Source organism: Chryseobacterium sp. FR048 (assembly GCF_056844665.1).
On record NZ_JBXDSE010000014.1, the window covers coordinates 21,753 to 29,371 of the forward strand.

A 7,619-nucleotide genomic window follows, 5' to 3' on the forward strand; every position below is an offset into this window, starting at 1 on the left:
AGATCTTCAGCAAGTGTTACACTTATTTTTTTGGCACGAATTCACGAATAAAATATCTGCTGTAGAGTCTCTACTCATAACAACATAATTCACGCATCTGTGGTAAAAAAATAGAAGCTTTTTCTAAAGAATAATCCATAAAAAAACCGGAAAAAATTTCCGGTTTTATATTTATGCTTTTTCAAGCTGAACAGTAAAGTGTCTTAATATTTCAGGTTCCCAGGTAATCTTATATCCTTTGGCCACTTCTTCACGCCTTTCGTATACGTTTTTGATGGCTGCAGCAATATAATCCATATGATTATTGGTATACGTTCTTCTCGGAATGGCCAGACGTACCAGCTCCAGTTTAGGATAACGGTTTTCTCTTGTTTCCGGATCTCTGTCTGCCAGTAAAGTCCCGATTTCTACAGTTCTGATTCCCGCTTCCTTATAAATTTCAAGACCTAAAGTCTGAGCCGGATATTCTTCACGGGAAACATTCGGAAGGAAATTTAAAGAATCGATGAAAACAGCATGTCCTCCGATAGGTTTCTGAACAGGGATTCCATATTCGATCAGCTTATTTCCAAGATACTCCACCTGAGAAATTCTGCTTTCCAGATAGGCGAACTCTGTTGCTTCATTAAGACCTACTGCCAATGCAGCCATATCTCTTCCTGCCATTCCTCCATAAGTAATGAACCCTTCATAGATGATAGTGAAGTTGGAAGCTTTTCTGAATATTTCTTCGTTATTTAAAGCAATAAATCCACCGATGTTTACCAGACCATCCTTTTTAGAGCTCATGGTCATTCCATCTCCATAAGAGAAGATCTCTTTGCAGATTTCTTTGATGCTTCTGTTTTCCTGTCCTGCTTCTCTTTTTTTGATGAAATAAGCGTTCTCTGCAAATCTTGCTGAGTCGAAGAATACAGGGATTCCATATTGGTCGGAAAGTGCTTTTACCGCTTTCATGTTTTCCAAAGAAACAGGCTGTCCTCCTGAAGAGTTGCATGTAATCGTAATTAAGCAGAAAGGAATGTTTTCTTTAGGGTGGCTTTTATAAACTTCTTCCAGTTTTTCAAGGTTGATGTTTCCTTTGAAAGGATGAAGATCATTGATGTCAAAAGCTTCATCGATCGTACAGTCTATAGCATGGGCTTTTCTGAATTCGATATGACCTTTTGTAGTGTCAAAATGGGAGTTTCCGGGAACGACATCTCCCTCTTTTACCAATACAGAAAACAGAACGTTCTCTGCAGCTCTTCCCTGGTGGGTAGGTAACAAGTATTTGAATCCTGTAATTCTTTCAACGGTGTTTTGTAACTGTTCAAAAGAGCGGGATCCGGCGTAGCTTTCATCTCCGGTCATCAATGCAGCCCATTGTTTGTCAGACATGGCTCCGGTTCCGGAATCGGTAAGAAGATCGATATAGACCTGTGAAGATTTTAAGTTGAAAAGATTATAATTAGCCTCTTTCAGCCATTGCTCTCTTTCTTCTTTTGTAGATTGGTAGATCTCTTCCACCATTTTAATGCGGAAGGGTTCTGCGTACGGTAAATTCATGAGTTAAAATATGTTTTTAAATTGTTTTGTAAAGAAAATGGGTTTGAAAATAATTTTCAAATTCATCAAAGTATACAATAAGGAGCAGGGAATTTATTCCGGAGCCTTAAATATATTTTCATCAGAATGAAATCCGGCCACGCCGCCACTTACGGCGAACTTCATGGCAGAAGCTGCAGTCATTCCTACTACAGGTTTGATGTTTTTTTCTTCAGTAACAATTACCCATCCTGAGATAGCATAGGAGTGGGGAAGGTATACCGCAACGTAATTATGCTTGTCAACGTCCGACATTTCTTTCTGAGTCAGAAACCCGATTCTCCAGATTTCCGGATTCTCGTTCGTTTTTACCCATACAGGATCGTTGAATTTTTTCTTGTCGCCTACAAAGGAAGACATGACGTCTTTCGTAGGAGTGTAAATGTGTTTTACTCCGGGTGTTTTTTCCAGCAAGCTGTCCATGGTGTCGAAAAAGAATCTTCCGACCACGAATTTATTTCCCAGATACCCTAAAATAGCAGTAAGTAATATAATTGATACGAAAACAAGCCCTGGAATCTCTTTGGCAAGAGAAGGGATAAGATTGTCGATAGCGCTGACAATATACCAGATTACAAAAATGGTGAGTCCGATTGGTCCGATAATAACCAGCCCCTGAAAAAAGTTTTTCAGAAATAAATTGGCAATACTTTCAAAGCTTGGCTTCTTCAATGTCTGTTCTTTACTGTTTTTATATTTTAACCGTGAATGGTTTCTTTGTTTCCGTAAGATTTGATGATGTTGGCTTCATATTCCAGCCATTCTTCCCAGCGTTGGTTTACTTTTTCAGGATCTCCAAGCTGTCTGGCAAATCCGATGAATGTTGTATAATGATTCGCTTCAGAAATCATTAATTCTCTGTAGAATACCTTAAGTTCTTCATCTTTAATGTTTTCTGTAAGAACTTTAAACCTTTCGCAGCTTCTGGCTTCAATCATCGCCGCAAAAAGCATTTTGTCTACGATGAGGTCTTCTCTGCTTCCCTGGATAATAAATTTGGCCAGTTCATTCACATAGTCGTCTTTTCTGGCTCTTCCAAAACGAAAGCCTCTCTTTTTGATGATCTCGTGTACCTGATTAAAATGATCCAGTTCTTCCTGAGCTATGGCAAGAAGTTCTGTAACAATTTCAGGATATTCCGGAAGCATGGTAATCAACCCGATGGCATTTGTAGCAGCTTTTTGCTCACACCAGGCATGATCCGTTAAAATTTCGCCAATGTTTCCTTCTGCAATATTTGCCCACCTTGGATCGGTTGGGAGTTTCAACTTAAACATGTTGTAAAATTTTTGTAAATTTAAACAAATTGAGGCAAGAAATGTTACTTTATTTCAATTTGAATCCTAAAGTACTAAGAAGCGGTCTTTCTTCTTAGGAATTCCAAAATATTCCATCCCAGAGAATCAACCTTTTTGAGTCCTGCAGAAATGATGAAAGCCAGGATAATGTTGAGGATATAAATAAGAATCATCAAGATCCACCATGGCATATTTTCTTTTAAAGGAACAACCAGGAAATAAACCAATGAGGAGCTAATTCCCTGTGCAAAATAGAAAAAGATTGCATTTTTCCCGATATAGGTAATGAAGTTTTCTTTTGTAATTTTCAGCCTGTTGTAAAGCACAAATAAGGTAACCAGTGAAAACTGAGCCCAGATAATATAAGGGATCTGCGGTGGGAATTTATTTTTGTTGATCTTATAAAAGATCTCATTTCCGTAATACCAGAACATCCATAGCAGTGCTGCAGCCACACATCCATACAAGACCGGAATCATTTTGGTTGGGATCTTTTTTCCGCGCATTCTGTTCCCGACTAAGAATACCGCGAGATAAAATGCTACATAACCAACCTGTCCCGTTGGATAATATTCAGGAAAAATATTGAATACCAGTGTTAAAGCGATGCAAAGTCCGATGAACCAGTTAATGTGTTTAGGGAAGAACTTTAAAATCAACACACCGAAGACGGTAAGGATGTAATAGACTTTCAGATACCAGAAGCTTCCCATAACCACTGGAAAAGTATCGGCATTGGTGTACTGATGAAGATACCAGTTCCCAAGGTTCTGCCATTGAGGATCTGTTGAGATACTTGTGGTAGCATATTTTGATCCGAAAGTGGAGTAGAAGTTCTGGAGCCATTCCATAGAGAAAAAGCTCAGCCCGAATACTTTAAAAAAGTAATCCAAAAAAAACAGAAAGGTTACAAAGATCATATAAGTGATCTGCAGCTTCAGCAGTCTGTAGAATGTTTTCTCAATATTGGCTCCTGAAGTAATTCCGCTGAGGGCATAGAAAAGAGCTACATCGAAAACGAGAGAGATAACTCTTACTTCGGCAGGAATATAAAACTGTCCGGACCAAAAAGCCGTATGGATAAATATGATCGATAGCGTTGCCAGTCCTTTGGCGAAGTCAATATAGAGGTCTCTGTTCATCCTTATAGAATATGGTTCAAAAGTAAATAAACTTCTGTTATCTTTCAAGTCAAATAAAAGAGGCGGAGCAAATTGCCCGCCTCCTTTCTTAAAATATGCTAAAATGAATGTTTGCGTTTTATTGAAGATGTTTGAATTCTTCTGCTGAAATTTCTCCGGACTGAATTTTTCTCAATTCATCAATATATTGACTCATGTAAGCGTCAATTTCCGGATTGACAGTGTTCTTAGCCATCTTGTAAGTTCCGTTCAAAACTCCCTGATAGTAATAGAAGAAGTTGTAATCGAAATTGGAAGCATTAAGATCATACTGTCCTAAAAGGAAACCTAAACGAACGGCAGATCTTCTTTGTGCTGGAGTTCCGTGGTGACCAGGGCTGTTTGTCTGGTAATCTCCGATGCTTTGTGCAAATTCGTACGCAGCTGCAATTTCTGAGAAGTTGGTTTTGTTATATCCGTTTGGTCTTCTTAGATAATAACCTGCAAAGCCGTCGGCCTCAAGTTCATTGGGTCTTGCCGTATTTTCATTAACGGAAGGAAGTCCGAAGATATATTGCAGCTGATGTCCATATTCATGAGCAAGAATCATGGCGTTTACAATATCTCCGCCTTTTGCTTTTGCATCATAATAAATGGCATAACCGTAATAAATTCTTCCATTACCGTAAGAAATAGCATTGTAAGTAGAATTGAAATTGGAAGGGTCATTTACAAACTGCAGAACCGGGTTGCTTCTTCCCCATAAGCTGGCAATTTTTGTCATCTGGGAATTCATAAAGTTGGTATCTGCGGAATTCTGAAGACCGGATACCAAAACCGAAGAAGAGCTCCAGTTGTTGTCTACATAGTAGCAAACTTTTTCACGTGCATCCGGTTGCTGGATCTTGGCACTTTCCTGTTGTGGCAGAACAGTGTCTTCCATTTTGTCATCACTACATGCTGTCAATGAAGTTACAGCGATGGCTCCTGCTATTAAGCAGAGGTTAAAGTTTCTTTTCATATATTAAAATTCAATTTGGTAAAACGAAGGTATGAAATTATCTCTTAAGTGTGAATACATTATAGTAAAAAATTATTCAAAGCATAGTGAATAGAATTTATCTAAAAAAACATTGCTTTGATTGTAAGTCAATTAGAAATTTATTTGTATATTTGCACCTCGAAATAACTAAAAATTTATAAACAATGTTTGCAATTGTAGAAATAGCAGGGCTTCAATACAAAGTTGAGCAAGACCAGAAGTTGTTTGTAAACCGTTTAAAAGGAGATAAAGGAGGAAAAGTTTCTTTCGATAAAGTTCTTCTTACTGTAAACGGTGCAATCACTGTAGGCGCCCCAGCTGTAAACGGAATCACTGTAGAAGCAGAGATCCTTGACCACGTAAAAGCTGATAAAGTAATCGTTTTCAAAAAGAAAAGAAGAAAAGGTTACAAAGTGAAAAACGGTCACAGACAATCTTTAACTCAAATCGTAATCACTAGCATTACAGGTTTTGAAGGTGGAGCTAAAAAAGCTGCTAAAAAAGAAACTGTGAAAGGTGAAGTTCTTTCTGACCACGCAACTGTTAACTTTGGTGAAGATCACGAGTTGAACTACCACCTAAAGAAAAACAACTTGTCTCAGTCTAAAGAGAACAGAGAGACTTTAATTACTTTAGGTAAAGCAGTTAAAGTTGAATTAGAAAAGAATATTCTTACTCATGAGGAAGTAGATGCTGCTATCATTAAGAATATCGATCAATTTAAAGCACTTAATAAATAATCCAGTAATAAAATGGCACACAAGAAAGGAGTCGGTAGTTCCAAGAACGGTAGAGAGTCTCACTCTAAAAGATTAGGTGTGAAGATTTTCGGAGGACAAGAAGCTATTGCCGGAAATATTATTGTTAGACAAAGAGGTACTCAACACCACCCAGGTGATAACGTGGGAATCGGTAAAGATCACACTTTGTTTGCATTAGTAGATGGTAAAGTAGTTTTCAGAAAGAAAGCAAACAACAGATCTTTCGTATCTGTAGAACCAAACGCATAATTGTAAGCGTTATAAAAAATAAGGCCTCAGCATTTACTTGCTGAGGTTTTTTTTTGTTCTGATTTTGAGTAGATTAACAGTATTTTAATTGAATTTTAATTTTTACGCATTCAGGAAACTCCAAAGTATTATAATTTTGTACCCCATTTTAAATAACTTGAACATGAAAGGAAAAATTATACTTGTGCTGGGATTGCTGGTTTCTGTAAGCTGGCAGGCTCAGGTAAAAGTGCTGTTTGATGCTACAAAGGCAGAATCTGCCGGTAATGCAGACTGGGTGATCGATGCAGACGTTCATAATCTCTACTATAGTGCTACCGGAGTCTCTACCACAGGATCCGAGTCGAATCCTCAAAGAATTCCAACTCCTGCACAAAGCGGAATTACGGCATCTACTCCTGAAACTTACTGGCAGGGAGGTCTAAGCTACTGGGGAATTGATCTTGTACGTCAGGGATATACCGTAGAAACGTTGCCTTATAATGGAAGTATTACTTATGGAGATTCTTCAAATTCACAGGATCTGTCTAATTATAAAGTGTTTATTGTTGTAGAGCCTAATATCAAATTTACTGCTTCAGAAAAAACAGCAATGTTGAGCTTTGTGGCTAATGGCGGCGGGCTTTTTATCGTTTCGGATCATAATATTAGTGACAGGAATAATGATGGATGGGATTCTCCCGCTATCTGGAATGACTTCTTTACAAACAATGGGATTGTCAGCAATCCTTTCGGGATCAGTATTGATCTGAATAGTGTATCACCATTAACGTCTAACTTTGCGCCGGTGAGCACTAATCCAATGATCTTATCCGGACCGCAGGGAACGCCTACACAGATGAAATTTTCCAGTGGAGCAACCATGACATTGAATAAAACAAGTAATCCTTCTGTACAGGGACTTGTATTTACTACAGGCTCTTCAACGGCCGGGAGTACCAATGTGATGTTTGCTACGGCAACGTATGGAAATGGCAAAATCTGCGCTCTGGGAGACAGCTCTGTGCCTGATGACGGCACCGGAGATCCCAATGATACTTTATACAACGGATATTCCGGAGATGCCAATGGAAATCACAGGCCTCTTTTGGTGAATGCTGTCGTATGGCTCGCCAGTTCAGCGAATTTAGGAGTGCGTGATGTAATGGCTAAACAGGATGTTGAGATCTATCCAAATCCTGTATCAGATTATGTCTATATTAAAAATAATAAATTTAAGACTTATCAGCTTCTGGATGAAATGGGAAGAGTTGTTGATTCAGGAGTGATCAAGGACGCTGACGCTATTAATGTTCAACATCTGCCTGCGGGAATATATTATTTATCTCTTCAGTCAGATAAAGAGATAAGATCAACCAAGCTGATCAAAAAATAAAATGCAGACCGAACCTTTAAATAGCGTTCGGTTTTTTATTATAAAGGATAGGAGTTTTATTAAGGTCTTTATGATGGAGAATTTTAAAACAGAATCTTAAACAATTGGGCTTAAATAGAATCGGGCGGCTTCGAAAGATCGGAAGAGCGTCCGTGTAGGGAAAGAGTGTTGTGGACTTAGTGTAGA

General features: G+C 38.3%; 8 protein-coding genes. 3 read left to right on the plus strand and 5 right to left on the minus strand.

Annotated features, from left to right (window positions below):
- Positions 1–171: 171 nt before the first annotated feature.
- The 5 genes from tnaA to AC106K_RS26445 all read right to left on the minus strand — a co-directional run bounded on the left by tnaA (position 172) and on the right by AC106K_RS26445 (position 5,027).
- Positions 172–1,548: a tryptophanase TnaA gene (gene tnaA, locus AC106K_RS26425; RefSeq protein WP_482448624.1), complete on the minus strand. Its 1,377-nt coding sequence runs from the start codon at positions 1,546–1,548 to the stop codon at positions 172–174.
- Positions 1,549–1,641: 93 nt separating this feature from the next.
- The gene (locus AC106K_RS26430) at positions 1,642–2,259 is read right to left on the minus strand and encodes a DUF502 domain-containing protein (protein ID WP_482448625.1); all 618 of its coding nucleotides are present in this window, start codon (positions 2,257–2,259) and stop codon (positions 1,642–1,644) included.
- 26 nt (positions 2,260–2,285) lie between these two features.
- On the minus strand, positions 2,286–2,864 hold the full coding sequence (locus AC106K_RS26435; protein WP_482448626.1) for a MiaE family protein: 579 nt from the start codon (positions 2,862–2,864) through the stop codon (positions 2,286–2,288).
- A 74-nt stretch (positions 2,865–2,938) separates the two neighbouring features.
- The gene (locus tag AC106K_RS26440; protein WP_482448628.1) at positions 2,939–4,027 is read right to left on the minus strand and encodes an acyltransferase family protein; all 1,089 of its coding nucleotides are present in this window, start codon (positions 4,025–4,027) and stop codon (positions 2,939–2,941) included.
- Positions 4,028–4,145: 118 nt separating this feature from the next.
- Positions 4,146–5,027, minus strand: coding sequence for a neutral zinc metallopeptidase (locus tag AC106K_RS26445; RefSeq protein WP_482448629.1), 882 nt, complete (start codon positions 5,025–5,027; stop codon positions 4,146–4,148).
- A 185-nt stretch (positions 5,028–5,212) separates the two neighbouring features.
- Between AC106K_RS26445 and rplU the strand changes: the two genes are divergently transcribed.
- The 3 genes from rplU to AC106K_RS26460 all read left to right on the plus strand — a co-directional run bounded on the left by rplU (position 5,213) and on the right by AC106K_RS26460 (position 7,433).
- On the plus strand, positions 5,213–5,788 hold the full coding sequence (gene rplU, locus AC106K_RS26450; RefSeq protein WP_082126245.1) for a 50S ribosomal protein L21: 576 nt from the start codon (positions 5,213–5,215) through the stop codon (positions 5,786–5,788).
- Between the two features lie 12 nt (positions 5,789–5,800).
- On the plus strand, positions 5,801–6,058 hold the full coding sequence (gene rpmA, locus AC106K_RS26455) for a 50S ribosomal protein L27 (protein ID WP_002984034.1): 258 nt from the start codon (positions 5,801–5,803) through the stop codon (positions 6,056–6,058).
- Between the two features lie 163 nt (positions 6,059–6,221).
- Positions 6,222–7,433: a T9SS type A sorting domain-containing protein gene (locus AC106K_RS26460; protein ID WP_482448630.1), complete on the plus strand. Its 1,212-nt coding sequence runs from the start codon at positions 6,222–6,224 to the stop codon at positions 7,431–7,433.
- Positions 7,434–7,619 lie beyond the last annotated feature (186 nt).

What these genes read in the sequence shown, in the direction of transcription:
- AC106K_RS26435 (WP_482448626.1), bottom strand. Translation starts at nt 2,864, where the DNA reads ATGTTTAAGTTGAAACTCCCAACCGATCCAAGGTGGGCAAATATTGCA.
- AC106K_RS26440 (WP_482448628.1), bottom strand. Translation starts at nt 4,027, where the DNA reads ATGAACAGAGACCTCTATATTGACTTCGCCAAAGGACTGGCAACGCTA.
- rplU (WP_082126245.1), top strand. Translation starts at nt 5,213, where the DNA reads ATGTTTGCAATTGTAGAAATAGCAGGGCTTCAATACAAAGTTGAGCAA.
- rpmA (WP_002984034.1), top strand. Translation starts at nt 5,801, where the DNA reads ATGGCACACAAGAAAGGAGTCGGTAGTTCCAAGAACGGTAGAGAGTCT.
- tnaA (WP_482448624.1), bottom strand. Translation starts at nt 1,548, where the DNA reads ATGAATTTACCGTACGCAGAACCCTTCCGCATTAAAATGGTGGAAGAG.
- AC106K_RS26460 (WP_482448630.1), top strand. Translation starts at nt 6,222, where the DNA reads ATGAAAGGAAAAATTATACTTGTGCTGGGATTGCTGGTTTCTGTAAGC.
- AC106K_RS26445 (WP_482448629.1), bottom strand. Translation starts at nt 5,027, where the DNA reads ATGAAAAGAAACTTTAACCTCTGCTTAATAGCAGGAGCCATCGCTGTA.